Annotated in this window: 23 protein-coding genes; 16 read left to right on the forward strand and 7 right to left on the reverse strand. The window is 72.8% G+C overall.

Annotated elements, in window-relative coordinates:
- The first annotated feature begins 16 nt into the window (after positions 1-16).
- The 5 genes from EV284_RS05510 to EV284_RS05530 are packed head-to-tail and all read left to right on the forward strand — an operon-like array spanning position 17 to position 5,385.
- Positions 17-1,273 carry an FAD-dependent oxidoreductase gene (locus tag EV284_RS05510; protein ID WP_130330750.1) on the forward strand — a complete coding sequence of 419 codons (1,257 nt, stop codon included), beginning with the start codon at positions 17-19 and terminating at the stop codon, positions 1,271-1,273.
- Positions 1,267-1,998 (forward strand): DUF1365 domain-containing protein, encoded by a 732-nt coding sequence (locus EV284_RS05515; RefSeq protein ID WP_130331136.1) that lies wholly within the window; start codon positions 1,267-1,269, stop codon positions 1,996-1,998. The genes EV284_RS05510 and EV284_RS05515 overlap by 7 nt, the downstream gene beginning before the upstream one ends.
- Positions 1,995-3,275, forward strand: a complete 1,281-nt coding sequence (locus EV284_RS05520; RefSeq protein ID WP_130330752.1) for a cyclopropane-fatty-acyl-phospholipid synthase family protein — start codon at positions 1,995-1,997, stop codon at positions 3,273-3,275. The genes EV284_RS05515 and EV284_RS05520 overlap by 4 nt, the downstream gene beginning before the upstream one ends.
- The gene (locus tag EV284_RS05525) at positions 3,272-4,585 is read left to right on the forward strand and encodes a cyclopropane-fatty-acyl-phospholipid synthase family protein (protein WP_130330754.1); all 1,314 of its coding nucleotides are present in this window, start codon (positions 3,272-3,274) and stop codon (positions 4,583-4,585) included. The genes EV284_RS05520 and EV284_RS05525 overlap by 4 nt, the downstream gene beginning before the upstream one ends.
- Positions 4,582-5,385: a DUF1295 domain-containing protein gene (locus tag EV284_RS05530; protein WP_130330756.1), complete on the forward strand. Its 804-nt coding sequence runs from the start codon at positions 4,582-4,584 to the stop codon at positions 5,383-5,385. The genes EV284_RS05525 and EV284_RS05530 overlap by 4 nt, the downstream gene beginning before the upstream one ends.
- Before the next feature lie 68 nt (positions 5,386-5,453).
- On the opposite strand, the gene EV284_RS05535 is transcribed toward EV284_RS05530, so the two are convergent.
- The 5 genes from EV284_RS05535 to EV284_RS05555 all read right to left on the reverse strand — a co-directional run bounded on the left by EV284_RS05535 (position 5,454) and on the right by EV284_RS05555 (position 8,402).
- Entirely contained in the window at positions 5,454-6,203 is a 750-nt protein-coding gene (locus EV284_RS05535; RefSeq protein WP_130330758.1) for an anti-sigma factor, read from the reverse strand.
- On the reverse strand, positions 6,200-6,784 hold the full coding sequence (locus tag EV284_RS05540; RefSeq protein ID WP_086694527.1) for a sigma-70 family RNA polymerase sigma factor: 585 nt from the start codon (positions 6,782-6,784) through the stop codon (positions 6,200-6,202). The genes EV284_RS05535 and EV284_RS05540 overlap by 4 nt, the downstream gene beginning before the upstream one ends.
- A gap of 130 nt (positions 6,785-6,914) precedes the next feature.
- On the reverse strand, positions 6,915-7,265 hold the full coding sequence (locus EV284_RS05545; protein WP_130330760.1) for a hypothetical protein: 351 nt from the start codon (positions 7,263-7,265) through the stop codon (positions 6,915-6,917).
- A complete protein-coding gene (locus EV284_RS05550) occupies positions 7,258-7,884 on the reverse strand; it encodes an Asp23/Gls24 family envelope stress response protein (protein WP_130330762.1) in 627 nt (208 codons plus the stop codon). Before EV284_RS05550 ends, EV284_RS05545 begins: the two co-directional genes overlap by 8 nt.
- Entirely contained in the window at positions 7,881-8,402 is a 522-nt protein-coding gene (locus EV284_RS05555; RefSeq protein WP_242625607.1) for a sigma-70 family RNA polymerase sigma factor, read from the reverse strand. Before EV284_RS05555 ends, EV284_RS05550 begins: the two co-directional genes overlap by 4 nt.
- A 362-nt stretch (positions 8,403-8,764) precedes the next feature.
- Between EV284_RS05555 and EV284_RS05560 the strand changes: the two genes are divergently transcribed.
- From EV284_RS05560 to EV284_RS05585, 6 genes are all read left to right on the forward strand, one after another.
- Positions 8,765-9,268 carry an Asp23/Gls24 family envelope stress response protein gene (locus EV284_RS05560; protein ID WP_130330764.1) on the forward strand — a complete coding sequence of 168 codons (504 nt, stop codon included), beginning with the start codon at positions 8,765-8,767 and terminating at the stop codon, positions 9,266-9,268.
- Between the two features lie 59 nt (positions 9,269-9,327).
- On the forward strand, positions 9,328-9,513 hold the full coding sequence (locus tag EV284_RS05565; RefSeq protein WP_130330766.1) for a hypothetical protein: 186 nt from the start codon (positions 9,328-9,330) through the stop codon (positions 9,511-9,513).
- Positions 9,510-10,466, forward strand: coding sequence for a DUF6286 domain-containing protein (locus EV284_RS05570; RefSeq protein ID WP_130330768.1), 957 nt, complete (start codon positions 9,510-9,512; stop codon positions 10,464-10,466). Before EV284_RS05565 ends, EV284_RS05570 begins: the two co-directional genes overlap by 4 nt.
- On the forward strand, positions 10,466-11,038 hold the full coding sequence (locus tag EV284_RS05575; RefSeq protein ID WP_130330770.1) for a hypothetical protein: 573 nt from the start codon (positions 10,466-10,468) through the stop codon (positions 11,036-11,038). Before EV284_RS05570 ends, EV284_RS05575 begins: the two co-directional genes overlap by 1 nt.
- Positions 11,028-11,930, forward strand: coding sequence for a YihY/virulence factor BrkB family protein (locus EV284_RS05580; protein ID WP_130330772.1), 903 nt, complete (start codon positions 11,028-11,030; stop codon positions 11,928-11,930). The genes EV284_RS05575 and EV284_RS05580 overlap by 11 nt, the downstream gene beginning before the upstream one ends.
- Positions 11,931-12,272: 342 nt before the next feature.
- Entirely contained in the window at positions 12,273-12,581 is a 309-nt protein-coding gene (locus EV284_RS05585) for a hypothetical protein (protein WP_242625579.1), read from the forward strand.
- 19 nt (positions 12,582-12,600) lie between these two features.
- Here EV284_RS05585 and EV284_RS05590 read toward each other — a convergent pair whose 3' ends face one another.
- Both EV284_RS05590 and EV284_RS05595 read right to left on the reverse strand, forming a co-directional pair.
- Complete coding sequence (locus EV284_RS05590; protein WP_130330774.1) at positions 12,601-14,985, reverse strand: RICIN domain-containing protein; 2,385 nt, start codon at positions 14,983-14,985, stop codon at positions 12,601-12,603.
- 74 nt (positions 14,986-15,059) lie between these two features.
- A complete protein-coding gene (locus EV284_RS05595) occupies positions 15,060-17,600 on the reverse strand; it encodes a PA14 domain-containing protein (protein ID WP_242625608.1) in 2,541 nt (846 codons plus the stop codon).
- A gap of 259 nt (positions 17,601-17,859) precedes the next feature.
- Between EV284_RS05595 and EV284_RS05600 the strand changes: the two genes are divergently transcribed.
- The 5 genes from EV284_RS05600 to EV284_RS05620 all read left to right on the forward strand — a co-directional run bounded on the left by EV284_RS05600 (position 17,860) and on the right by EV284_RS05620 (position 23,754).
- Positions 17,860-18,897 (forward strand): LacI family DNA-binding transcriptional regulator, encoded by a 1,038-nt coding sequence (locus EV284_RS05600; protein ID WP_130330776.1) that lies wholly within the window; start codon positions 17,860-17,862, stop codon positions 18,895-18,897.
- A 158-nt stretch (positions 18,898-19,055) separates the two neighbouring features.
- Complete coding sequence (locus tag EV284_RS05605; protein WP_130330778.1) at positions 19,056-20,138, forward strand: ABC transporter substrate-binding protein; 1,083 nt, start codon at positions 19,056-19,058, stop codon at positions 20,136-20,138.
- A 70-nt stretch (positions 20,139-20,208) separates the two neighbouring features.
- Positions 20,209-21,774 (forward strand): sugar ABC transporter ATP-binding protein, encoded by a 1,566-nt coding sequence (locus EV284_RS05610; RefSeq protein WP_130330780.1) that lies wholly within the window; start codon positions 20,209-20,211, stop codon positions 21,772-21,774.
- Positions 21,767-22,732, forward strand: coding sequence for an ABC transporter permease (locus tag EV284_RS05615; protein ID WP_130330782.1), 966 nt, complete (start codon positions 21,767-21,769; stop codon positions 22,730-22,732). The genes EV284_RS05610 and EV284_RS05615 overlap by 8 nt, the downstream gene beginning before the upstream one ends.
- Positions 22,732-23,754, forward strand: a complete 1,023-nt coding sequence (locus EV284_RS05620; RefSeq protein ID WP_130330784.1) for an ABC transporter permease — start codon at positions 22,732-22,734, stop codon at positions 23,752-23,754. Before EV284_RS05615 ends, EV284_RS05620 begins: the two co-directional genes overlap by 1 nt.
- Positions 23,755-23,797: the final 43 nt, after the last annotated feature.

The following is a 23,797-nucleotide window of genomic DNA, read 5'->3' on the forward strand; positions in this document are numbered from 1 at the left end:
TCGAAGGGAAAGCACGATGCGCCGAACCGCCGTCGTGGGCAGCGGAGTCGCCGGACTCACCGCCGCCCATGTGCTGCGCCGGGCCCACCACGTCACCCTGTACGAGGCGGACGACCGCCTCGGCGGCCACGCCCACACGCACGACCTCATGGCCCCGGACGGCCGCATCCACCGGGTCGACTCCGGTTTCATCGTGCACAACCGGCGCACCTACCCGAACCTGCTCCGCCTCTTCCGCGAACTCGGCGTCGCCACGCAGGAGTCGGAGATGAGCATGTCGGTGCGGTGCGAGGGCTGCGGCCTCGAGTACGCCGGTGCGCGCGGCGCCCGCGGCCTGCTCGCCCAGCCCCGCAACCTGCTGCGCGCCCCTTACCTGCGCATGCTCGCCGAGGTCCCCGCCTTCCACCGGGCCGCCCGCGCCCTGCTGGAGCACGGCGGCCACGCCAAGCTCACCCTGGGCCAGTTCATGGACCGGGCGGGCTTCTCCGCGTACTTCCGGGCCCACTTCATGACCCCGCTGGTCTCCTGCGTCTGGTCCTGCGACGCCGCGACCGCGCAGCACTACCCGGCCGCCTATCTCTTCCGGTTCCTCGACCACCACGGCATGCTCTCCGTCACCGGATCACCCGTGTGGCGCACCGTGACCGGCGGCTCACGCAGCTACGTCGACCGGGTCGCGGCCCAGGTGCAGGAGGTCCGCACCGGCGCCCCGGTCCGCACCATCCTGCGCCACGCCGACGGCGTCGACATCACCACGCGGGACGGCGCCACCGAGTCCTTCGACCACGTCGTCGTCGCCGTCCACCCCGACCAGGCGCTCCGGCTGCTCGGCGACGCCTCCGCCGACGAGAAGGAGGTGCTGGGCGCCTTCCGCTACTCCCACAACACCACCCTGCTGCACACCGACGCCGCCCTGCTGCCCCGGGCCCCCGGCGCCCGCGCCTCCTGGAACTACCTCATGCCGGACTGTTCGGCGGGCTCGGACCGGGTACGCGTCACCTACGACATGAACCGGCTCCAGCGTCTCGACGCCTCCCGGCGCTACCTCGTCACCCTCGGCGGCGAGGACCGCGTCGACCCCTCGCGCGTGCTGGCCCGGATGCACTACGAACACCCCGTCTACACCCCCGAGTCGGTCGCGGCCCAGCAGCGGCTGCCCGAACTCGCCACCGCCGTGACCGCGTTCGCCGGCGCCTACCACGGCTGGGGGTTCCACGAGGACGGCTGCCGCAGCGGGGTCGCGGCCGCGAAGGCGCTGGGGGTGACCTGGTGACCACGCCCGCCCTCTACCCCTGTGTGGTCCGGCACACCCGGCGCGCGCCGATCCGCCACGCCCTGCGCCACCGCACCTACATGTGGCTCGTCGACCTCGACCACATACCCGAACTGCCCCGGCCGGTCCGTCCGCTGGCCCGGTTCCGGGCCACCGACCACTTCACCGGCCGCGCCCCCTCGATCCGGGCCGCGCTCGACGGCTTCCTCGCCGAGCACGGCATCGACCTCGAAGGGGGCCGCGTCGTGATGCTCACCCACGCATCGGTCCTCGGCCACGTCTTCAACCCCCTCACCCTGTACTGGTGCCACGACCGCGCCGGCGGGCCCCGCTGTGTGGTGGCCGAGGTCCACAACACCTACGGCGGCCGCCACGCGTACCTGCTGCACACCGACCCGGCCGGAAGGGCCGACGTGGACAAGGAGTTCTACGTCTCGCCCTTCTATCCGGTGGACGGCCGCTACCACATGCGGCTCCCGCTGCCCGCCGAACGCCTCCAGCTCTCCCTGCGCCTGGACCGGCCCGGCAGCCCGCCCTTCACCGCGAGCGTCCACGGCACCCGCCGCCCCGCCACACCGGGCGCGCTGCTGCGGCTCTCCCTGCGCCACCCCTGGTCGACCCTCGCGGTGTCGGCCGCCATCCGTTTCCACGGCATCCGCCTGTTCCTCAGGGGCCTGCCGGTGCAGCCGCGCCAGGTCCGCCACGACCCGGAGAACGCGACATGACCACAGCCCACCCCCGCCCCACGACCAGGACCTGCGCGGCAGCGGTCCCGGTCCCGGTGGACGCCGGCCGCTGGCCCGACGTGGCCGCCGTGCCCAGGGCGTCCCGCCCGGTGCGCGCCGTCGCCGCCGCCGTCGTGCGGCACGCCCTCGGCGGGCTGCCGCTGCGGGTACGGTTCCCCGACGGCACCGTCCTCGGCCAGGGCGGACCGCTCATAGAGGTGCGGGACCCGGACGCCTTCCACGCCCGCATCGGCACCACCGGCCTGATCGGCTTCGGCGAGTCGTACATGGCGGGGGAGTGGGACGCCCCCGACCTGGTCGGCGCGCTCACCGTGCTCGCCTCCCACGCCGCCGACCTCGTCCCCGCCCCGCTGCAACGGCTGCGCCGCCTGTGGGCGCTGCGCCAGCCCGCCGCCCAGCGCAACACCGAGACCGGCGCCCGCGACAACATCAGCCGCCACTACGACCTGTCCAACGACCTCTTCGCGCTCTTCCTGGACGAAACCCTCACCTATTCCTCCGCCGTCTTCCGCGGCTTTCCCGCCGAGCACGCCCTGCTCCCCGCCGCCCAGCACCGCAAGATCGACCGGCTGCTGGACCTCGCTGAGGTGGGCGAGGGCACCCGGCTGCTGGAGATCGGCACCGGCTGGGGCGAACTCGCCCTGCGCGCCGCCGCCCGCGGCGCCCACGTCACCTCGCTGACCCTCTCCCGCGAACAGCGCGACCTCGCCCGGCGGCGCGTGCGCGAGGCGGGCCTCGCCGACCGGGTCGCCGTCGAACTGTGCGACTACCGCGAGGCCGAGGGCACCTACGACGCCATCGTCAGTGTGGAGATGATCGAGGCGGTCGGCGCGGAGTTCTGGCCCGTGTACTTCCGCACTCTCGACGAGCGCCTCGCCCCCGGCGGCCGGGTCGCCCTCCAGGCGATCACCATGCCGCACGACCGGATGCTCGCCTCCCGCGACACCCACACCTGGATCCAGAAGTACATCTTCCCCGGCGGCCTGCTGCCCTCCGTCGAGGCCGTCGACCAGACCGTGCGGGAGCACACCCGGCTCGCCGTCACCCGGCGCGACGCCTTCGGCGCGCACTACGCCGAGACCCTCCGGCTGTGGCGCGAACGGTTCACCGAGCGCGCCGAGGAGGTCGAGGACCTCGGCTTCGACCATGTCTTCCGCCGCCTGTGGACCTTCTACCTGGCCTACTCCGAGGCCGGGTTCCGCTCCGGCTACCTCGACGTCCAGCAGTACCTGCTCACCAAGGAGCCCACTCGATGACCGACCTCCGCACCCCCGTCCGGACCGGCGCCGCGCACCGGCTGGCCGCGCTCGTCGAAGACGTGCTCGGGGCCCCGCTGCCGGTCCGGCTGCGCGCGTGGGACGGAAGCGAGACCGGCCCCTTCGACGCCCCCGTCGTCGTCCTGCGCTCCCGCCGGGCGCTGCGCCGTCTGCTCTGGCAGCCCGGCGAACTGGGCCTGGCCCAGGCGTACATCACCGGTGAGCTCGACGTGGAGGGCGACCTCGCCGAGGGGCTGCGCGCGGTCTGGGCCTCCGCCCGCGAGCGGGGCGCGCACACCCCCCGGCTCACCCTCGCGGACCGGGCCCGCGCGGTCGGGGAGGCCGCGCGGCTCGGTGTCGTCGGGCCCCGCCTGCCCGCGCCCGCGACCGAGGCCCGGCTGCGCGGCGCCCGGCACACCAAGGCCCGCGACCGGGCCGCGATCAGCCACCACTACGACCTGTCCAACGACTTCTACCGCCTCCTCCTCGACGACACCATGGCCTACTCCTGCGGCTACTGGACCGCCGAGGCCGGCGAGAACGCCGACCCCGCCGACGCCCAGCGCGCCAAGCTGGAGCTGATCTGCCGCAAGCTCGGCCTCACCGCCGGCTCCCGGCTGCTCGACATCGGCTGCGGCTGGGGCTCGCTCACCCTGTACGCCGCCGAGCGGCACAAGGCCCACGTCACCGCGGTCACCCTGGCCCGCGAACAGGCCGCGTACGTCCGCGAGCAGGTCCGCGAGCGCGGTCTCGAGGACCGCGTGGAGGTGGTCTGTCAGGACTACCGCGACATCAGCGGCTCCGCCTACGACGCGGTCGCCACCGTGGAGATGGGCGAGCACGTCGGCGACGACGAGTACCCCGCCTTCGCCGCCGCACTGCACCGCATGGTCCGCCCCGAGGGCCGGGTGCTGGTCCAGCAGATGTCGCGGGGGGCCGCCGCGCCGGGCGGTGGCGCCTTCATCGAGGCCTATATCGCGCCCGACATGCACATGCGGCCCCTCGGCGACACCGTCGCCCTGCTGGAGGCGGCCGGGCTGGAGGTGCGGTCGGCGGAGTCGATGCGCGAGCACTACGTGCGCACCGTCGCCGCCTGGCACCGGACGCTGGAAAGCCGTTGGGACGAGTTCGTCGCCCTGGTCGGTACCGAGACCGCCCGGGTATGGCGGCTGTACCTGGTCGGCGGGGCGCTCGCCTTCGAGGAGGGCCGGATGGGCGTCGACCAGATCCTCTCCGTGCGCCGCGACCGCAAGGGCACCAGCGGGCTCGACCTCTCCGAGGCCGCCGACTGGTACCGGGACCTGGTGTGAGCGGCTTCGCCTGGGGCGCCTTCGCCGCGAACCTCGGCTGGGCGGCGCTCACCGCGCTCGGCGTCATGGTGATCACCTTCGCCGTCGCCGTACGCAAGGGCATGCACCGGATCGTGGACATCGCCTGGGGCGCCGCCTTCGCCGCGGTCGCCCTGGGCACCTTCGGCGCGTCGGCGGGCGAGGGAGACCTCGTCCGCCGGGCCCTCGTCACCGCCCTCACCGTCGTCTGGGGCCTGCGGCTCGCCGTCCACATCGGGCGGCGCGGCCGGGGACACGGCGAGGACCCGCGCTACGAGGAACTGCTCGCCAAGGGGTCCGGCAACCGGAACCTGTACGCCTTCCGCATGATCTACCTGCTCCAGGGCGCCCTCGTCTGGCTGGTCTCCCTGCCGGTGCAGGCCGCCCAGTACGCGACCGGCGCGGTCTCGGTGCTCGCCTGGGCGGGGACGGCCCTGTGGGCGGTCGGCATCTTCTTCGAAGCCGTCGGCGACGCCCAGAAGGCCCGCTTCAAGGCCGACCCCGCCAACGAGGGCCGCATCATGGACCGGGGCCTGTGGCGCTACACCCGGCACCCCAACTACTTCGGCGACTTCTGTGTCTGGTGGGGCCTGTTCCTCATCACCTGCGACGGCGGAGCCGCGCCGGCCGTCGTCTCGTTCGTCTCACCGCTGGTGATGAGCTATCTGCTCATCAACGGCAGCGGCAAGCGGCTGCTGGAGCGCCGCATGGAGGGCCGCCCGGGCTGGGCGGAGTACGCCTCCCGCACCAGCGGCTTCTTCCCGCTGCCCCCGCGCGGCTGACGCCGGACCGAAGACAAAGAGGGGGAGCCCCGGAGATCCGGGGCTCCCCCTCTTCCGTGTCCCACCGCCTACGACGGCATGCTCAGGACCGTCACCGGAGCACTGGTCGGCCTGGCCGAGCCGCCCGCCGGTTCCACGGTCACGCCGACGCCCGAGGCGCCGTCCACCGTGCCCTTCATCAGCACCGACTGGCTGGCGCGTGCCGGGTCCATGAGGCCGGCGTCGCGCATCGTGCCGTCGTCGTCGAACCAGAGCTGGTACACCTTGCCCTTCGGCGGCTCCGGCATCCTGGACGACACGAACACCGCCCGGTCCCGCTGGGCGGAGACCACCACCGTGCCGGTGCCGCCCGCCACCCTGACCGTGCGGGACTTGGCGTCCGGCGCCGCCAGCACCCCGGCCAGGTCGGACGCCTGCCGCTCCGCCTGCGCAGCCCGCTGCTGGGCCTCCTGGGCGCGGTCGTACTGCCACACCGCCGTACCGCCGAAGACGGCCGCCGCCGCGACGCACGCGGCCAGCGCCCATCGGGCCGGGCCCGCGCCGAGCGCCTTGCTCCGGCGCACCCGCTCCACCGGGGTGGTGCCGGGCGTGAGCTGGCGCACCGAGCCGACGCGGTGCAGCACCTCCTCCCGCATCGCCGGGCGCACCGGCACGGTCGAGGCCAGCGCCAGCCGGGCCGCGGCCGCCTCGAACTCCTCCACCTCGCGGGCGCAGGACGGGCAGCCGGCGAGATGGCGCTCGAAGTCGGCGCGCTCGTCGTCGGGCAGCGCGTGCAGCGCGTAGGCGCCCGTCAGCGTGTGCGGATCGGTCATGGTCACGCGGTCACCCCCAGGCAGTCGCGCAGCCGGATGAGGCCGTCGCGCAGTCGAGTCTTGACGGTGCCGAGCGGCAGCGCGAGCGCCTCCGCGACCTCCCGGTAGGTCAGCCCCCGGTAGTAGGCCAGTGTCACCGACTGCCGCTGGAGGTCGGTCAGCGTGCGCAGACAGCGCCGCACCTGCTCCTGCTCCAGCCGGGACTCCACCTGTTCGGTCACCTCGTCGTACTCCGGCGTACGGTCCAGCAGTGCCGCCTTGGTGTCACGGGCGGCGGCCGCCTCCACCGAGCGGACGCGGTCGACCGCGCGCCGGTGCGCGAGCGTCAGAATCCAGTTGATCGCGGTACCCCGGTCGGGCCGGTAGCGCGGAGCGGTGCGCCACACCTCCACCAGCACGTCCTGGGCCACCTCCTCCGACTGGGCCAGGTCGCGCAGCACCGCCCGGACGACCCCGAGCACCGGGCCGGCCACGGTGTCGTAGACCGAGGCGAACGCCTCCTGATCACCGAGGGCCACCTCGTGCAGCAACTGCTGCAAGTCCGGTTCCGCTGCCGGGTTCCTGCCGATGTAGACGGCTTCCTTCACAACTGTCCTCTCCCACTTTGCGCCGGGGCGGGGCTCCCGCGTCGTGCCGCGGGAGTCGTCCCCGCGTAATCCGGGGCCACAGCGGCCGCGGATTGGTCACCCGGACGAACAACGACGACGGGTGCCGGGCTCAGACCAGCCCGGTGACGGTCACGGTGACCTTCGGCGCCTGCCGGCCGGGCAGCAGCCCGGCCAGCCGTACTTCCACGGCCCGTACTACCTCCCGGGCCACGTCCAGCGTGCGGACGTGGCCGCGCACCACGACATGGATCTCCACCTTCCACGGGCCCGTCTCGTCCGGCCGGCTCAGCCGTACCCCGGAAGGCACCGCCCGGCCGCCGTCGGCCGCGCTCGCGCCGCGCGGCAGCGCCGAGCGCAGCCGCCCGCCGAGGCCCGGCCGCAGGAACGCCACCCCCGGCACGGCCTCGGCGGCCGCGGCGATCTCCGCGGTGAGCGTGGTGCGCAGCGCGCGGTCAGTCATCGCCCGGCCCTTCCTCGAATCCGGCCGGAGCGTCCACGAGGTCGACGATCCGGATGTCCACCGACGCGGGCCGCAGCCCCAGCCGCAGCCGGGCCGCCCCGGCCACCTGCCGGCGCACCTCCTTGGCCACCTCCTCCAGCGGCACGCCCAGCGGGGCGTGCACCTCCAGGCGCACCGTCACCTCACCCCGGCCCGCGTCCGGCGGGGTGATCCGGCACGAACCCGCGCGGACCCCGGTGACGGTCTCGGCGGCGGCCCGCAGGGTGCGCGCGGCGACCGCCTCCATCACCCACAGATCCTCGTCGTCGTCCCCGAGCGGCACCGGGCGGCCGGGCCGCAGCTCCATCCGGACCACGTCCATCACGCGCCGGGTCAGCGCGGAGGGGTCGTAGCCGGTCTCGCCCGGCGCGGTCTCCTCGCGCAGCTCCCGTACGGTCGACTCCAGCAGCGTCAGCTCCCGGACGGCGTCCTTGCAGTACGGGCAGGCGGCGCGGTGCGGGTCGGGATCGGCCTGCTCCCAGCCGTCCCAGACCCCGGACAGCAGCCGCCCGCAGGCGAGCCGCTCGTCGTCGCCGTCGGGCCCGGTGTACCGGTCGGGCGGGTCGGTGTGCGTGGTCATCGCCAGGCCCCCAGTGCTCGTGTCAGGCAGCGTCGTGCGCGGAAGACGCGGGCCCGTACCGCCTCCTGGCTGATGCCGACCGTCTCCGCGATGAACTCGTATGAGTGTCCGTCCAGTTCGCGCAGCACCCAGCAGGCCCGCTGCTCCGCCGAGAGCTCGTCCAGCGCCCGGCGCATGCCCCGCACCGCGTCCCGCGCCTCGGTGACCCGCTCGGGGGAGTGCTGCTCCGGCGCGGCGAACTCCCCGGCCGCCTCCAGCGACGTCACCGGCCGGCGCGCCCGCAGGACGTTCAGGCAGCGGTTGGTGACGATGCGGTACATCCAGGTGCCGAAGGACGACTGCCGCCGGAACTCCGGCAGCCGCCGCCAGGCGCTGATGAAGGCGTCCTGCACCGCGTCCTCCGCCTCGGCGCGGTCGCCCAGCAGCCGGGTGGCGAGGCCCACCAGCGCGGGGGCGTGCTCGCGCACCAGCACCGCGAACGCCTCCTCGTCGCCCTCGGCCGCGCGCACCGTCAGCAGGCCGTCGTCCGGGTGTACTTCCTCCGGCTCCCGTGGCGGGGTGGCGTCGGGCGCGCGTTCCTGTCCCGGACACGCGATTTGTCTGCGGACCCCCGACACCGGGCGGCTCCTCTCCGTCGTCCTGCCCCTTCGACACCTCGAAGGGGGCTTTGTGACGCGGATTTCCGCCGCGTCCCTTTCCTGCCGTGCCCCTCATCGGCTACTTCAGGCGCGAAAACCCAGGTGGATGCAGGTCGTGGGGCGCGTCACCGGGGCGCGGGCAGGCTTCGGCGGAGAAAATCCGGGAATCCGCGTCACATTCGTGGACCGGCCGGGTCCAACGGAACGACAACAGCAGTACGGCCCATCGAGAGGACCTGGTCATGAGCGTCCAGAGCGCGCCCGCCACCACCACCGCCCCCGCGGGCCCCACCACGAAGCAGCCGCCGGCCACCACGGCCCTCGCGGGCGGCACCACCGGAGCCGACGAGCCGGCCGCCACGCGCGGCCGTACCTCCATCGCCGACGTTGTCGTCGTCAAGGTCGCCGGTGTGGCGGCGCGGGAGATCCCCGGTGTGCACGCCATGGGCGGCGGCCTCTCCCGCACCATCGGCGCCGTCCGCGACCGCGTCCCCGGCGGCCGTTCCAACGTCGGCCGGGGCGTCAAGGTCGAGGTGGGCGAACGGCAGACCGCCATCGACCTCGACCTCGTCGTGGAGTACGGCGTCGCGATCGCGGACCTCGCCCGCGACGTCCGGGAGAACGTCATCGACGCCGTCGAGCGGATCACCGGTCTGGAGGTCGTCGAGGTCAACGTCACCATCAACGACGTCCACCTGCCCGACGACGAGGACAGCACCCCGGAGACCACCTCCCGCGTCGCCTGACACCGGAGGACGGTCAGGGTCGGCGGGGCAGGAAAAGCAGGGAAGAAGGGGACGGAAGAATGGACAGAGCGCTGGTAGGACTGATCGCCGGCATCGCGCTGGCGTTCGCCGGATGGTTCGGCGGCTTCGGCGCGTTCCTGCTCGTGGCCGCGCTCGGCGCGGTGGGCTACGCCGTCGGTCACTGGTTCGACCGGGGCGGACGCGCCGGGGACCTGCGGCACGCCTTCGAGCGGGGCCGCCGATGACCGCCCCCGAACGGCGCGGCACCACCACGGTCTCCGACCGTGCCGTCCGCCGGATCGCCGGCCGCGCCGTCACCGAGGCGCTGCCCGGCCGCGCGGCGCGGGCGACGGGCTCCTCGGCGGCCGTACGCGGCGGCCGGGCCGAGATCGCCGTCGACGTCGCGCTGCCCTACCCCGCGCCGCTCACCACGACCGTGCGCAGCGTCCAGGACCATGTCACCGCCCGCACCGGCGAGTTGACCGGCCTGGACGTGCGCACGGCCCGTGTCGGCGTCACCGCGCTCACCCCGGACCGCCCGTCGGGACCGGAAGGCGTCACCGGTACCGCCACCGCGCCCTCGCGCGGCCGGGTTCCCCGCCGCTGGTGGGCGCAGCGCAGACTGCCCCTCGGCGTGCTCACCCTGCTCGCCACCCTGACCTGCGGCGCCCTCGCCACCGACCTGATCCTGGTGCACACCGGGCACCGCCCGGCCGCCCCGTGGCGCACCGGCGCCCTGCACTGGCTGTACGCGCACGGCCCCGGCGAACTCCCGGTCACCGCCGCCGCCCTCGGCTGCGCCCTGCTCGGCGTCTGGCTCATCGTCCTCGCCGTCACCCCCGGCCGGCGCGGCCTGCTCACCGCCCACTCCCCGGCAGTGGCCACGCGGGTCGCCGTCGACCGGGGCGCCGTCGCCGCGCTGCTCAGGGACACGGCCGCCGGGACCGAGGGCGTCGACACCGTCGCCGTACGGGTCCGCCGCCGCCGCGCCACCGTGCGCGCCGCCCTCGCCTTCGGGGACCGCGCCGCCGCCCGCGACCAGATCACCGAGGCCGCGCGCCGCGTCCTCGCCGAGTGCGGACTGCGCCGCCCGCTGCGGCTGCGGGTCGCCGTACGCCCCCTGCCGGTGTGGACCCCGCCCCCGGCCGAGACCGCGCCGGCACCCCTCGGGGCCGTGGCGCCCGCCGGAGGAAGCTGATGCGCACCGCCCTGAACCGCTGCGTCCTCGCCGCCACCGGTCTGGCCCTGATGGCCGCAGGCACCTGGCTGGCCACCGCCGACCCGGCCCTCGGCGCCCGGATGCCCGCCTGGTGGCCGGAACTCTCCGGCGACGTCACCTTCCTGAGCCCCGCGCGCGTCCTCGACCTGCGGAGCCGGGGATGGTGGACGCCCACCGTGCTGGCCGCCTCCGTCGCCGCCACCGCGCTCGGCGCCCTGTGGTGCGCCCGCCAGTTCCACGGCGGCGGACGCCCGCTGATCGCGCTCCCCGCACCCGGCGCCACCGTGCGCGCCCGCGCCCTGGAGGAGGCCGTCGCCCGCGACGCGGCCGCCCTCGACGGCGTCGCCCGCTGTCGCGCCCGCGTCCTCGCCGGACGCGGCCGGATCATCGTACGGTTGCACCTCTGGCTCCAGCCCGACACCACCCCCGACGCCGTGCTGCCCGGCGTCACCCGGCTCCTTGGCCGGGCCGAATCGGCCGCCGCCCCCTGTCCCGTCCACGGCCGGGTGCGCCTGAGCGCCCGGTCCCACCAGGTACCGCATGTCCGCTGAACGACACGCCCCCGCCGCCACCCGGCCGCCCCCGCCCCGCCCCGCCGACTGGGGCGCGGCGCTGCGCCGCACGCCGCTGTCCATGTGGCGCGACGACGTCTCCGACGACGCGGCCGCCCTCACCTACTACGCCATCCTGACCGTGCTGCCCGCCCTCCTGGTCACCGTCATCGCCTTCGCGCTGATCAGTCCGGGCACGGCAGAACGGTTCATCACACAGGTCACCGCCTACGCCCCCGCCGAGTCCGGCGGCGAACTCCACGACGTACTGGGCCGCATGCTGCGCCCCGACGCCGCGATCTGGCCGCTGCTGGTCGCCGGGACGGCCAGCGCCATCTGGTCCGCCTCCAGCTATCTGGCGGTCTTCCGCCGCTCGCTGCACCGCATGCACCGCGTCGAGGACCACCGTTCGCCCCTGCGCAAGGCCCACCGGATCGTGCTCACCGCGCTGGGGCTGCTCGGCCTGCTCGTGGTCAGCGCCCTGGTCCTGTTGCTCACCGGCCCGGTCGCCGAGACCGCCGGGCGCTTCTTCGGCCTCGACGCCACGGTCGCCTGGGTGTGGCGCCTGCTGCGCTGGCCCCTGCTGCTGGTCCTCGTGGTCGTGCTGATCGTGGTCGTCTTCCGCACCGGCCCGGTGCAGGCCAAGCGGCGCAGCCACAGCCTGCCCGGCGGAGTGCTCGCCGCCACCCTGTGGATCACGGTGTCGGGCGGCTTCGCGCTCTACACCTCGGTACTGGGCGGCTACAGCCGGCTCTACGGATCGCTCGCGGGCTCGGTCGTCTTCCTGATCTGGCTCTGGCTGTCCAACCTCGCCCTGCTCACCGGCGCCCAGTTCACCGCCGAGCTGAGCCGGACGCCGACCGTGCCGCCCCCGCCGCCGGCTGCCGGCTGAGCCGGGGCGGGCCGGGTCCAGGAGCTGGGCGGCGATCCCGCTCAACCTCGCCTTCCGTCCGGACGCGCGACGGCCGTGGCACCGGAGCGGCTTCGGGGCGGGCGGCCCCGTGCCGTGGGCGGTCCCGGATCATCGCCGGGGGCCCTGACACCGTCGCACGCCCCGGCACCGCGCCACCATCGGTGATGACACCCACGACGGGCGGGGCCGGACACCCACGCGCGGCCGGGCGCGCGGTACGGCGAACGCACCGCGACGAATTGCCGACCGCCACCGGCCGTGTTTCGTTGGGTGCTGAGCCGCCCCGTCCCGGTGGCGGCGCCCTGGCCGGCTGGAGGAACCGTGGCCGAGAAGTTCGTGCAGATCATCGCCTTCGAGACCGACCGCATCGACGAGATGCGCACCCTGGCGATGGACATCGACCGGCGTTTCGGGGGCATGCAGCACGGCCCCACCTACCAGGCCGTCCTCAAGGACAAGAGCAAGGACGACCGCTACTACGAGGTGCTGGAGTTCCCCTCCCTGGAGGCGGCCGGCCGCAGCCGCCACGACCCCGAGGCCCGCGCCTTCGCCGAGCGCATGGCGGCGCTGTGCACCAGCCCGCCCTCCTTCATCGAGTGCGACCTGCTGGAGTCGTCCCGGCCGAGCTGACCGGGACGACTCGCGGCGGCTAGCCGATCCGCCACAGATGGTCGTCGGTGCCGCTGTCCGAGAACTGCACGACCTGCGCGCTGTTCGCCGTGGACATCCGGTCCACGCCGAGCACCTTGCCGCTGTGCTTGTTCTGGAGCCGGAACCAGCCGTCACCGCTGTCCAGTCGCCGCCACAGATGGTCGTCCGTGCCGTTGTCCTCGTACTGGACGACCAGAGCGCTGTCGGCCGTCGACATGCCGTCCACGCCCAGCACCTTGCCGCTGTGACCGTTGCGGACCAGGAACCAGCCGTCCCCCCGGTCGAGCAACTGCCAGGCGTGGTCGCCGGTCGGTGTGTCGTCGTACTGCACCACCCGGGCGCTGTTGGCCGTGGACATGTTGTCCACGGCGAGCACCTTGCCGCTGTGCTTGTTCCGTATCCGCCGGAACGGCGGCTCCGGCGTCCACGGCCGGCCGTCCGGCGCGGCGGTGGGGAAGCTGCTGATCCGCAGCCGCGCCGCCCCCATCGGGACCAGGGTCACCGTCTCGACGGGGGCGGCGGACCGGGCCGGGCTCGGCTGGAGCGGCGCCACCACGTGCTCGTCGTCAGCGATCCACTCCGGGATGCGGCGCGCCCGCGCCGTCAGCCGTACGGGCGTGCCGTCCAGGGTGAACGGGTTGGCCGGGACCGCGCCCCCCGACCGGACGAACTCCGGCACCGCACCCGGCACCAGCCCGTAGTTCCACGGCGTGGTGGCGTGCACCTCGTACTCGGGGAAGGTGTCGTCGCCCGCGTACCGGACGTACCGCTCACCGATCCTCAGCGCGTAGGTCAGCGGACCGTGCGCCACGCTGACCGCGTTCTCGCCGCCTGCCCAGGTGCGCACCGTGGTGCGCTGGGGGAGCTTCAGGGCGATGACGTCGCCGTCCGCCCAGGTGCGGTCCACGGTGACGAACGCGGGGCCCGGACGCGCGCCCACCGCCCGGCCGTTGACCGTGAGCACCGGGTCCGCGCACCACCCCGGCACCCGCAGGCGGAGCGGGAAGCGGACCGCGCGGGGCGTGGACAGAGTGAGCCGGACCGTCTCGCCGAAGGGGTAGTCGGTCTCCTCGGTGACGGTGACCCGCGTGCCCCCGGCCACGGTGGCCGTCACCCGGCAGGGCGCGTAGAGCGCGGCGGCCAGACCCTGGTCCGGGGTGGCCAGCCACAGCTCCTCGGTGAAACAGGGCCAGCCCATGCCGTAGTTGTGCGGACAGCAGCGGTACTGGTCGACGCCCGGCTGGAACGACTGCATGGCGAAGCCGTTCTGGAACTGCCCCTGCGTCTTGGCCGCGTTGTCCAGGTCCACGCTGTTCGCGCTGGTGACGTAGTGCACCGCCCGGCCCTGCGGATCGAGCGCGGCCGGCAGCATGTTGAAGGCCAGCTCCTCGCAGCGGTCCGCCCACACCGGGTCCCCGGTGACCCGTGTGAGCAGCTCGTGGCTGGCCATGAACTCCACGATCCCGCACGTCTCGAAGCCCTGCCGGGGATCACCGAATCCGGGCCGCAGATTCTCGTCCCCGGCGAACCCGCCACCGGGGAACTGCCCATATACGCCGAGCACTTGGTCGTACGTGCGGTACGTCGCATCCGTGTCCGACGCCGACCCCGAACGCCGGGCGTACTGGGCGGGCTCCCGGAAGCCCTGGGCGATGTTGACGTTGTGCGGGGTGGGCAGCGGGCCGGTCCAGTCGGCGCCCCAGGTGTGCATCTTGTCGGCGAGGTCCAGCAGGAAGGCGTCGCCGGTACGGTCGTGCAGCCACAGCGCGACATCGAGCCCGTCGCCCCAGCGGGTGGCGATCCAGCTGTGGTCGAAGGCGCCCTTGCCCTGGGCGTTCACGAAGGTCAGGAAGCGGGTCAGGAACGGGATGATCCGCTGGTCGCCCGAGTACTCCTGCCAGGTCCGCAGCGCCATCAGCAGCGGCAGGAACGGCCAGAAGTCGGGACCGCCGTCCAGAGAGGTGCGCAAGCCGCGCGGCCCGAAGAACCCGTCGGACTGCTGGGTGGCCAGCACCGCGTCGATCCAGCGGCGGGCCCTGGCCAGCGCGTCGGCGTCCCCGGTGGCGATGGCGAGCGGCACGAAACCCCTGAGCCAGTAGGGCAGTTCCTCCCAGCCAGGCTTCTCCGGGTGGACCCAGCCGGAGGCGTCGAAGTCCAGGAAGTGCGAGCGCTGGTCGTAACGCCCGCACAACCCGTCCAGCTGAAGCTTGAGTTGGCCGGCCAGCCAGCCACGCGCGGTGATGCTGCCGGGCGCGAGCCGGGTGAAGGCGGCCGGGGCGAGCGAGCGGGCGGCGGGGGCGGCGTAGGCCAGGGGGCCGGACAGTGCGGCCGAGCCCAGCGCCAGCGCGCCGCCGGCCAGGAAGTGACGTCGGTCGAGGGACATGCGGGCGCTCCTGGGGGTGAGTCCGGCATGGAAACGCGCGGCCCGCCCCGGTGAGGGACGGGCCGCGCGGTACTTCAGGAGGTGCAGGTGAGCGTGCCGTTCTCGGCGCCCTTGATCAGCGCCTCGTGCGCGGCGTGCAGCCGCTTGGCGTCGGCCTTGAGGACCTTGCGGTCATAGGTGAGCAGACCGTTCAGCTCGCCCTCGACATCGGTGATCTGGGTGTACACGGCACCGTTGCCGCCCTTGCAGGCCGCGAGCTGCTCGACCTCCTTCAGCCGGTCGAGGTAGACGTCCGTGTACGTCTCCGGGGTCACGCCGACGTAGGTCATCTGCACCGGGAAGGCGTGTCCGGGAACGCCCAGACCGAGGCCGCCGTACTCGCCGCTGACCAGGGCCCGGCGGCCGTCCGCCTGCGGGACCTGCGGGCTCGGGTAGCCGTGGGCGTCGGCGATGTCGCCGTTGCCGCCGTCCACCGCGCCGCAGCAGTTCAGGCCGCTCATGTTGTTGACCAGCCGGGTCGGGTCGAGCGACTTGGCGTAGTCCGCGATCCGCGCCTGGTCGTACTGGCCCCAGCCCTCGTTGAAGGTGACCCACATGACCACCGAGGGGTGGCTGTCGTGCTGGAGGATCATCTGCTTCAGCTCGTGCTCGTACTCGGTACGGGCCGCGGCCGACGGGTTGACCGTGTTCATCGCCGGCATGTCCTGCCAGACCATGAGGCCCAGCTTGTCGGCCCAGTAGTACCAGCGGTCCGGCTCCACCTTGATGTGCTTGCGCACCGAGTTGTAGCCGAGCTGCTTGTGCACCTTGAGGTCGTAGGCGAGGGCGTCGTCGGTCGGCGCGGTGTGCAGGCCGTCGGGCCAGAAGCCCTGGTCGAGCGTGGCCATCAGGAACACCGGCTTGCCGTTGAGCAGGGTGCGCTGCTTGCCGTTCACCGTCTTGACCTCGACCGAGCGCATCCCGAAGTAGCCGCCCACCCGGTCGGTGCCGTTGCCCCGGCCCACGGTGACCTTGAGCCGGTACAGGTGCGGGTCGTCCGGGGTCCACAGGTGCGGCCGGGGGACCGGCACCGAGAACGCCGTGCCGCCGGTGCCGCTCGCCCGGCCGACCTCGCGGTCGCCGTCGTAGGCGACGGCCGTGACCGGCACGCCGTCCCGCACCCCGCGCACGCTCACCGACACCGAGCGGTTCGCCAGGTCGGGGGTGGTCTTCACGTCCTCGGCGCGGTCCCGGCCGACCGGCTCCATCCACACGGTCTGCCAGATACCGGAGCTGGGCGTGTACCAGATGCCGCTGGGGTCGAGGCGCTGCTTGCCCATCGGCGGGTTCTCGCCGTTCGCCGAGTCGGTCGGGTCGTAGACGCCGACGATCAGCTCCTGGAGGCCGCCGTTCTTCTTCAGCGCGTCGGTGACGTCCAGGCTGAACCGGTCGTAACCGCCCTTGTGCTCACCGACCTTCCTGCCGTTGACGTACACCACGGCCTGCCAGTCCACCGCGTCGAAGTTGAGCTGGAGCCGGCGCGTGCCGTGCACCTGCCAGTCGGCGGGCACGGTGAAGGTCCGCTTGTACCACATGCGGTCCTCGTGCCGTTCGATCCCGGAGAGCTGCGACTCGACGGGGTAGGGCACCAGGATCTTCTCGCCCAGCTTCTTCTTGCCGGTGGGCGGCTGCTCGCCCGCCTCGGCGCCCGCGAACTCCCAGGTGCCGTTCAGGTTCTCCCACTTGTCGCGGGTCAACTGCGGCCGCGGGTACTCCGGATGGGCGTTGGTGGGGCCCACCTTGTCGGCCCAGGGGGTGCGGAGCTGGTACGTGGAGTGGTTGCCGCCGGTGCTCCAGAAGTCGGAGACCGCCACGCCGTCGGTGCCCGTCAGGCCGCCCTTGCCGTCGTAGCGCAGGTCCGCGTAGCCGCCGTGGCCGCCGACCACCGGCTCCGTCAGCTGGACGACCAGCTTGCTCGGGTCGGAGGCGTCCAGGTGCGCGGTGCCGCGCGGCCAGGCGGAGCCGCCGACATCGATGTCGAGGTGGTCGTCGAACCCGGCCGGCGGTGCCTTGAGCTGCTGGGCGAAGTCCAGCACCAGGGTCTTGCCGTCCGGCTGGATCGCCGAGTCCAGCGGGCCGTTGTAGGTGAACCCGTCCGGCAGGCTGAACGCCGACTGCGGGATCGCCTCCTTGGCACCGCCGGGCGGCGTCCAGCGCACATGGAGGTTGGAGCCGCCGTAGTGCTCGAAGTACTCCACCTTGATGTCGTAGGCGTGGCCCGCCTCCAGGGTGACGGGAGCCGAGTTCTGCTCACGGTCCCAGTCGTCCACCCAGTGGTCGATGACCTCCTTGCCGTCGACCCACAGCCGGAAGCCGTTGTCGCCGGTGATCGAGAAGGTGTGCGCGCCGGTCTTCTCCGGGGTGAGCCGGCCCGTCCAGCGCACGCTCACGTCGTCCTGCTGTCCGGCGCGGGTCTTCAGGCGGGGTTCGAGGTCGGGGAAGTCGAGCGAGGGGTCGAAGGCGGTCGCCTTCAGCGTGGCGAAGTCGAAGGCTCCGGACGCCGACTGGGTGTAGTACTCACCCTTGAGACCGTGGGCCCCGGCCGGGCCGTCGGCCTCCGGCGCGGCCGGTGACACCGGGGACGCCTGGGAGGCGGCGGCGCCCGAGACCACGAGCGTCAGGGCGGTGAACGCGGAGGCCAGCCAGCGGTGCGGGCCGGACCTGCGGCGAGAGGATGGTGGCACGAGTACCTCCGGGGGGAACGGAGTTGCGGGTGCGTGCTCTGCCCGTGCTCCAGCACATCTTGTATAACGTTGGAAACAAGGGCAGTTGGCATGAGAACACGCCTCCTGCGCTCTGTCCAGGTGTCTGACACGAGGCGTGGGAGGACTGAGGATGCGCGTGAGTCTGAAGGACGTGGCCGAACGTGCGGGGGTCTCCGTGAAGACCGTCTCGAACGTGGTCAACGACTATCCGCACGTCACCCCGGCCATGCGGGCCCGCGTCCAGTCGGCCATCGACGAGCTGGGCTATAGGCCGAATCTGACCGCTCGTCACCTGCGCAAGGGCCGCACCGGGATCATCGGCCTGGCCGTACCGGAACTCGGCAACTCCTACTTCGCGGAACTCGCCGGCGCCGTCATCGACGCCGCCGCCCAGCACGAGTACACCGTCCTGCTCGACCACACCCAGGGCCAGCGCGAACAGGAGATCCTGGTCTGCCAGGGCTTCCGCGCCCGGGTCATGGACGGCCTGATCCTCAGCCCGCTGGAACTGGAGACCGAGGACCTCGCCGCCCGCCGCGACGACGCCCCCCTGGTCCTGCTCGGCGAGCGCCGTTACGACCTGCCCTACGACCACATCGTGATCGACAACATCGCCGCGGCCCGCGCCGCCGTACGCCATCTGCTCGCCCTCGGCCGGCGGCGCATCGCCTTCCTCGGCGCCCGCCGGGACCACTCGCACCAGCCCGCCCACCTGCGGTTCATCGGCTGGCAGGCCGAACTGGCCGCCTCCGGGGTGGCGGTGGACGACCGGCTGGTCGCCACCACGAGCGGCTGGGGCCACGAGGACGGCGCCCGCGCCATGGCCCACCTGCTGGACTCCGGGGAACGCCCCGACGGGGTGTTCGCCTACAACGACCTGGTCGCGCTGGGTGCCATGCGGGTGATGTTCGAGCGGGGCCTGAGGGTGCCCGAGGACATCGCGGTGGTCGGCTTCGACGACGTCACCGAGTCCCGGTACGCCGCCGTCACCCTGACCACCGTCTCGCCCGACAAGGAGGCCATCGCCCGGCTCGCCGTCGAGTCCGTGGTCGGCCGGCTCAAGGGCGACCAGAACCACGAGGCTCCCCGGGCCGCCCGCCTCCTCCAGCCCGGCTTCACCCTGGTGGAGCGGGAGAGCACCCTCGGACGGCGCCCGCACACATTCTGAGCAGCACAAACCCCTCTGCTTGAAGCCCAGTTGGGATCGATACCGGTTCGGTGTCGTCCCGCACGGGGTGTTTACACGGCACTTCCAACGATGTAAAAAGCATCCTGATCTGGTCACGGCCGGACGGCCTTCCGCAGTCCCGAAGTGGGGTAATCCGCATGAAGCCGCACTCCCGCACCACCACCAGAAACATCCTCGCCGTGGGGCTCGTCGCCGGGCTGGCGCTCGTCACCGGCTGCACCAAGTCCGAGAGCGACAACTCCGCCCCCTCGCAGACCAGCGGCTCGGGCGACGCGGGCAAGCAGGTCGCCGAGAGCGGCGGCGGCAAGACCTGCGCGATCGGCGACTACGGCGCCGACAAGCTCGACCTGAAGAACGCCGTCGTCGGCTTCTCCCAGTCGGAGAAGGAGGCCAACCCCTTCCGTATCGCGGAGACGGCCTCCATCAAGGCCGAGGCGTCCAAGCGCGGCGTCAAACTGCTCACCGCCAACGCCCAGTCGCAGTTCTCCAAGCAGATCAGCGATGTGCAGGACCTCATCGCCAAGGGCGCCAAGCTCCTCGTCATCGCCCCGCTGAACTCCGACGGCTGGGAGCCGGTGCTCCGGTCCGCCCAGGCCAAGAAGATTCCGATCATCACCATCGACCGGCAGATCAACGCGGCCCCCTGCAAGGACTACGTCAGCTTCATCGGCTCCGACTTCGTCGCCCAGGGGCGGCGTGCCGCCGACCAGTTGATCGAGGCGACCGGCGGCAAGGGCGAGATCGCCATCCTGCTCGGCGCGGCCGGCAACAACGTGACCACCGAGCGGACCAAGGGCTTCGAGGACCGCGTCAAGGCCAAGGCACCGGGACTCAAGATCGTCTTCAAGCAGACGGGCGAGTTCACCCGCGAGAAGGGCCAGTCGGTCACCGAGCAGCTCATCCAGTCCAAGCCCGGCATCAAGGCGATCTACGCCGAGAACGACGAGATGGGCCTCGGCGCGGTCAACGCCCTCAAGGGTGCGGGCAAGAAGCCCGGCGCCGTGAAGATCGTGACCATCGACGGCACCCGCAACGCCGTACAGGGCATCGATGACGGCTGGATCAGCGCCGTCATCGAGTCCAACCCGCGCTTCGGGCCGCTGGCCTTCGCCACCCTGGACTCCTTCACCCAGGGCAAGCCGGTCGGCGAGGACATCGTCATCCAGGACAGCCAGTACACCGAGGCGAACGCCAAGGCCGACCTGAACAAGGCGTACTGAGCGCGCACCTCGACCGGGCGCCGGGAGCCCTCCTGAAAGGCTCTCGGCGCCCCCGGCAGGCACGTCGCCCATGACCCCATGGAGAGCAGCCGTGACCGCACCACCCGACGAAGTCCTCGCCGTCACCGGCCTGACCAAGCGCTTCCCCGGTGTACTGGCCCTGGACGACGTGACGTTCACCCTGCGAGCCGGCCAGACCCACGCCCTGGTCGGTGAGAACGGCGCGGGCAAGTCCACCCTGATCAAGGCCCTCACCGGGGTGTACCGCCCCGACGAGGGCGAACTGCGCCACCTGGGCGAGGCGGTGGCCTTCCCGACCCCGCTCGCCGCGCAGCACGCCGGGATCTCCACGATCTACCAGGAGGTCAACCTCATCCCCCTGATGAGCGTGGCCCGCAACCTCTTCCTCGGCCGTGAGCCCCGCACCCGTCTCGGCCTGATCGACTTCGCCCGTATGCACCGCGAGGCGCGGGAGACCATGGCCGAGTACGGCGTCCACGTCGACGTCCGCCGTCCCTTGCGCGAACTCGGCGTCGGCGCCCAGCAGATGGTCGCCCTCGCCCGCGCCGTCTCGGTGGACGCCCGCGTGGTCGTCATGGACGAACCCACCTCCTCGCTCGAACCCCGCGAGGTGGAGACCCTGTTCGGGGTCATCCGGCGCCTGCGCGAACAGGGCATCGCCGTGCTGTACGTCAGCCACCGCATGGACGAGCTGTACGCCATCTGCGACACGGTCACCGTGCTCCGCGACGGCCGCCTGGTGCACACCGGCCCGCTCGCCGAGACCGGCCGCCTGCAGCTGGTCTCCCTGATGCTGGGCCGCGAGACCAGCGAGGTCCGCGCCGAGGGCGTCACCAAGTTCACCGGCAGCCACGACGCCGGGTCCCAGCCGGTGTTGAGCGCCCGCAACCTGGTCCGGCGCCACCAACTGCACGACGTCTCGCTCGACATCCGCCCCGGCGAGGTCGTCGGCCTCGGCGGGCTGCTCGGCTCGGGGCGTACCGAGACCGCCAAGGCCATCGCCGGCGCCCTGCCGCTCGGCGGGGGAGAGGTCACCGTGGACGGGCGCCCGGTGCGCACCGGGTCGGCGGCCGCCGCGATCCGGGCCGGGATCAGCCTGCTGCCCGAGGACCGCAAGTCCGAGGGGATCGTGCCGGGCCTGTCGGTCCGGGAGAACATCGCGCTGGCCGCGCTGCCCCGCATGTCCCGCTTCGGGCTCGTCTCCGAGGCCAAGGTCGACGCCGTGGTCGACACCTTCATGAAACGGCTGCGGATCAAGGCCGCGAGCCCCCACCAGAAGGTCGGCGAACTCTCGGGCGGCAACCAGCAGAAGGTACTGCTGGCCCGCTGGCTGGCCATGCACCCCAAGGTGCTCCTGCTCGACGAGCCGACGCGCGGCATCGACATCGGCGCCAAGGCCGAGGTGCAGAAGCTCATCGACGAACTCGCCGAGAACGGCCTCGGCGTGCTGCTGATCTCCTCCGACGTGGAGGAACTCATCGAAGGGTCCGACCGGGTGGTGGTGCTCCGGGACGGCTCGGTCGTCGGCGAGCTGACCGGGGACGAGGTCGGCGCCGACCAGCTCCTGCGGGCCATCGCCGAGGCAGCCGAGGAGGAGGCGCCCCGCCATGACTGAACTCGCCCTGGACAAGGGGACGCTGCCCGACCGGTCCACGGTCGTCGGCTGGCTCCAGAACTACGGCGTCTACCTGGGCCTCGCCGTCCTGCTGCTGTTCAACGTGTTCTTCACCGACCACTTCGTCTCCGGCGAGAACTTCCGCACCCAGGCCGTCCAGGTCTCCCCGGTGCTGATCGTCGCCCTCGGCATGGCGCTGGCCATCGGCACCGAGGGAATCGACCTCTCCGTCGGCGCCGTGATGGCCCTGGCCACCTCCGTCACCTCCCTCTACCTCGGCTACGGACCCTGGCTCGCCCTGCTGGCCGCGCTGGTCGGCGGCGCTGTCATCGGCCTGGCCAACGGCTCGCTCATCGCGTTCGTCGGTGTCCAGCCCATCGTCGCCACCCTCGCGCTCATGGTCGGCGGCCGCGGCATCGCCCTGGTGCTGCTGCCCCAGCTCAAGGACGTACGCGACCCCGCCATGGCCACCCTCGGCTCCGGCAGCGTGGCCGGCATCCCCTACCTCGCGCTGATCGCCGCCGCCCTCGCGCTGATCGTCGGCTTCGTCGTGCGCCGGACCACCTTCGGCCGCCGGCTCCTCGCCATCGGAGACAGCCGCCCCGCCGCCCAGCTCGCCGGACTCCCGGTGCACCGGGTCCTGATCACGGTCTACGTCTGCTCGGGCGTCCTCGCCGCCGTCGCCGGGTTCCTGGCCACCGCCCGGCTCCAGGCCAGCGACCCCAGCTCACTGGGGAACCTGATGGAGCTGTCCGCCATCACCGCCGTCGTCGTCGGCGGTACCCCGCTCACCGGCGGACGCGTACGCATCGGCGGCACGGTGGCCGGCGCCGTCCTCATCCAGCTGCTGACGGCCACCCTCATCAAACACGACCTGCCCTCGTCCTGGACCCAGATCGCCCAGGCCGTGGTGATCGTGCTCGCGGTGTACGCGGCACGGGAGAGGGGGAAGCGGTGATGCCCAGCACCAAGGAACACCCCGCGGCCGCCGGACGGACCGCGCCCGCCCCCGGCGACACCGCCCGGCGCGGGGACCGGGTGGCCGCCCTCGCCCAGCGGCACGGCGCCCTGGTCGCCCTCGTGGTCCTCGCCGCCGTGGCCTCGCTGTCTTTCGACTCCTTCGCCACCGGCGACAACCTCGGCAACATCGCCATCTCGTCGTCGTTCCTGGCCACCGTCGCCCTCGGCATGACCTTCGTCATCGTCAGCGGCGGCATCGACCTCTCCGTCGGCTCCGTCTTCGTCCTCGGCGGAGTCCTCGCCGCCTGGGGCTCCCAGTACGGCACGGTCGTCGCCCTGCTGCTGCCGCTGGCGGTGTGCGCCGCGATCGGGCTCGTCAACGGGCTGCTGGTGGCCCGTACCGGGCTCGCGCCGTTCATCGTCACCCTCGCCTCGATGCTGGCAGCGCGTGGTCTCATGCTGGCCCTCACCGACGAGGGCGCCGACACCTTCCTCGTCGACCCGGACTCCCTCTTCGCCTCCCTCGGCCAGGGCAAGCTGCTCGGCATCGGAACTCCCGTCTGGATCACCGTCGTTCTGTTCGCGGGCGGTGCCGTGCTGCTGCGGAGCACCCGGTTCGGACAGCGGGTGTACGCCATCGGCGGTAACGAACAGGCGGCCGCGCTGATGGGTGCCCCGGTCGCCCGCACCAAGATCAGCGTCTACACCCTGTCCGGGCTGCTGGCCGGCCTCGCCGGGGCGCTGAACGCGGCCTACCTCGCCTCCGGCGTCACCATCCTCGGCTACGGCATGGAGCTGGACGCCATCGCCGCCGTCGTCATCGGCGGCACCCTGCTCACCGGCGGCCTCGGCTACGTCAGCGGCTCACTCGTCGGCGTGCTCCTGCTCAAGGTCATCCAGAACGTCATCAACCAGATCGGCTCCCTCGACTCCGCCTACCAGCAGGTGGTCAGCGGGGCGTTCCTCGTCCTCGTCGTCGTCGCCCAGACCTGGCTGGCCAGGCGGCGCCGCGTCGGCTGAGTGCCTGTGTCACATCCTCTTTCCGCAGGTCAAGGTGTCCTGG

Origin of the sequence: Streptomyces sp. BK022, from assembly GCF_004217355.1 — a bacterium.
GTDB classification, from domain to species: Bacteria; Actinomycetota; Actinomycetes; order Streptomycetales; family Streptomycetaceae; genus Streptomyces; species Streptomyces griseoluteus.

What these genes read in the sequence shown, in the direction of transcription:
- EV284_RS05525 (WP_130330754.1), top strand. Translation starts at nt 3,272, where the DNA reads ATGACCGACCTCCGCACCCCCGTCCGGACCGGCGCCGCGCACCGGCTG.
- EV284_RS05550 (WP_130330762.1), bottom strand. Translation starts at nt 7,884, where the DNA reads ATGACCACGCACACCGACCCGCCCGACCGGTACACCGGGCCCGACGGC.
- EV284_RS05510 (WP_130330750.1), top strand. Translation starts at nt 17, where the DNA reads ATGCGCCGAACCGCCGTCGTGGGCAGCGGAGTCGCCGGACTCACCGCC.
- EV284_RS05605 (WP_130330778.1), top strand. Translation starts at nt 19,056, where the DNA reads ATGAAGCCGCACTCCCGCACCACCACCAGAAACATCCTCGCCGTGGGG.
- EV284_RS05620 (WP_130330784.1), top strand. Translation starts at nt 22,732, where the DNA reads ATGCCCAGCACCAAGGAACACCCCGCGGCCGCCGGACGGACCGCGCCC.
- EV284_RS05610 (WP_130330780.1), top strand. Translation starts at nt 20,209, where the DNA reads ATGACCCCATGGAGAGCAGCCGTGACCGCACCACCCGACGAAGTCCTC.
- EV284_RS05575 (WP_130330770.1), top strand. Translation starts at nt 10,466, where the DNA reads ATGCGCACCGCCCTGAACCGCTGCGTCCTCGCCGCCACCGGTCTGGCC.
- EV284_RS05520 (WP_130330752.1), top strand. Translation starts at nt 1,995, where the DNA reads ATGACCACAGCCCACCCCCGCCCCACGACCAGGACCTGCGCGGCAGCG.
- EV284_RS05615 (WP_130330782.1), top strand. Translation starts at nt 21,767, where the DNA reads ATGACTGAACTCGCCCTGGACAAGGGGACGCTGCCCGACCGGTCCACG.
- EV284_RS05560 (WP_130330764.1), top strand. Translation starts at nt 8,765, where the DNA reads ATGAGCGTCCAGAGCGCGCCCGCCACCACCACCGCCCCCGCGGGCCCC.
- EV284_RS05590 (WP_130330774.1), bottom strand. Translation starts at nt 14,985, where the DNA reads ATGTCCCTCGACCGACGTCACTTCCTGGCCGGCGGCGCGCTGGCGCTG.
- EV284_RS05600 (WP_130330776.1), top strand. Translation starts at nt 17,860, where the DNA reads ATGCGCGTGAGTCTGAAGGACGTGGCCGAACGTGCGGGGGTCTCCGTG.
- EV284_RS05565 (WP_130330766.1), top strand. Translation starts at nt 9,328, where the DNA reads ATGGACAGAGCGCTGGTAGGACTGATCGCCGGCATCGCGCTGGCGTTC.
- EV284_RS05545 (WP_130330760.1), bottom strand. Translation starts at nt 7,265, where the DNA reads ATGACTGACCGCGCGCTGCGCACCACGCTCACCGCGGAGATCGCCGCG.
- EV284_RS05580 (WP_130330772.1), top strand. Translation starts at nt 11,028, where the DNA reads ATGTCCGCTGAACGACACGCCCCCGCCGCCACCCGGCCGCCCCCGCCC.
- EV284_RS05570 (WP_130330768.1), top strand. Translation starts at nt 9,510, where the DNA reads ATGACCGCCCCCGAACGGCGCGGCACCACCACGGTCTCCGACCGTGCC.